Origin of the sequence: Streptomyces huiliensis (assembly GCF_020037025.1) — a bacterium.
GTDB lineage: Bacteria > Actinomycetota > Actinomycetes > Streptomycetales > Streptomycetaceae > Streptomyces > Streptomyces huiliensis.
The window spans coordinates 1-1,393 of record NZ_JAIQLH010000005.1 but is presented as its reverse complement, the minus strand read 5'-3'; the positions used below and the strand labels follow the sequence as shown (position 1 = coordinate 1,393).

The window sequence follows — 1,393 nt, the reverse complement described above, 5'->3', positions numbered from 1 at the left end:
GGCTCCCGCCGGCCCCCCGCACCCCCTTGGCGTCCGCCGGCTCCGGCCGCCCGTCCCGCGCCGTCTTCCCGCCGTCCGGCCGGGCCCCGGACTCGCGCTGCCGCCCGGACGCGGAGGGGGCCGGCCGCCCCGGCTCGCTCACGCTCATGCAGCCGCCGAGGGCCAGGGTCGCCACGGCCACCGCCGCGAGGCGGGTCACCGCCGAGTGCAGCCGGGTGGACGCCGGGTGCACCCGGCCCGCGGGGGGTGCGGGGTGCACGGGGATCGCGCGCATGGGAGGGACCGCCTTCGGGACTCGCGGGGACAGGCTCCCTGCCCAACTGGCCCCGCGCCGCGCAGGACACGCGCCCCGCCGCACCGGCCCGAGACGGAACGTCCGCCTCCGGCACACGGCGCCGACGAGACGGCCGACGCGGTGAGCGACGGGCGCACGTCCGACCCCGGCCGGACGGCTTGCTCCGCCCCCCCCCGGCACCCGCGTGTGCGCTCCCCGCCGTCGGCCCCGAGCGGCAGCCCCCGCTCAGCCGTACCCGAGCGCGTGCAGCCGCGCGTCGTCGATCCCGAAGTGGTGCGCCACCTCGTGCACCACGGTGACCTCCACCTCCGCCACGACCTCCTCCCGCGTCGCGCACATGCGCAGCGTGGGCCCGCGGTAGATGGTGATCCGGTCCGGCAGCACCCCCGCGTACCACTCGCCTCGCTCCGTGAGCGGCGTCCCCTCGTAGAGCCCGAGCAGCTCCGGGTCGTCCGCCGGAGGCTCGTCCTCGACGAACACGGCGACGTTGTCCATCAGCCGCGTCAGCTCCGGCGGGATCCGGTCCAGCCCCTCGGCGACCAGCTCCTCGAACTCCTCGCGCGTCATCTCCAGCACGCTCGCCATTGTCCGCCACGGAGGGCCCGGGCGCGGGGCGCGCGCGAGCCCTTCTCCGGCCGCCCTCCGGCCATCCTCCGGCCGCCGGAACCCGCGCCCCCCATGGCCTCGGCAAACCGTTTTGGCGTTCGCTCCCGACATCCCATATGCTTCTCACGTCCCCGAGGCGCCGCAAAGCGCCCAGGTGGGCCATTCAGCCCTCATCGTCTAGTGGCCCAGGACGCCGCCCTTTCAAGGCGGTAGCACGGGTTCGAATCCCGTTGGGGGCACGCTGTAACGTGTGCGAGACTGGTTCTCGCACATAGCTTGGTCCTGTGGAGCAGTTTGGAGTGCTCGCCACCCTGTCAAGGTGGAGGCCGCGGGTTCAAATCCCGTCAGGACCGCTGCGAACACCTCGGTGTTCGCGTGGCTGGGTAGCTCAGTTGGTACGAGCGTCCGCCTGAAAAGCGGAAGGTCGCCGGTTCGACCCCGGCCCCAGCCACTGTGAGGCCCCCGTCTTCGGACGGGGGCCTCTGTGTTTGA

Annotated in this window: 1 protein-coding gene, 3 tRNA genes and 1 pseudogene; 3 read left to right on the top strand and 2 right to left on the bottom strand. The window is 74.2% G+C overall.

The window, feature by feature from the left end:
- Both JNW98_RS01370 and JNW98_RS01365 read right to left on the bottom strand, forming a co-directional pair.
- Nucleotides 1-274 (bottom strand): annotated as a pseudogene (locus JNW98_RS01370) (hypothetical protein); the annotation flags it as partial.
- Nucleotides 275-520: 246 nt separating this feature from the next.
- A complete protein-coding gene (locus JNW98_RS01365; RefSeq protein ID WP_223766173.1) occupies nt 521-871 on the bottom strand; it encodes a metallopeptidase family protein in 351 nt (116 codons plus the stop codon).
- Between the two features lie 196 nt (nt 872-1,067).
- On the opposite strand from JNW98_RS01365, the gene JNW98_RS01360 reads away from it, so the two are divergent.
- From JNW98_RS01360 to JNW98_RS01350, 3 genes are all read left to right on the top strand, one after another.
- Nucleotides 1,068-1,140: transfer RNA gene (locus JNW98_RS01360), tRNA-Glu, on the top strand.
- 39 nt (nt 1,141-1,179) lie between these two features.
- Nucleotides 1,180-1,254: transfer RNA gene (locus tag JNW98_RS01355), tRNA-Asp, on the top strand.
- Nucleotides 1,255-1,278: 24 nt separating this feature from the next.
- Nucleotides 1,279-1,352: transfer RNA gene (locus JNW98_RS01350), tRNA-Phe, on the top strand.
- Nucleotides 1,353-1,393 lie beyond the last annotated feature (41 nt).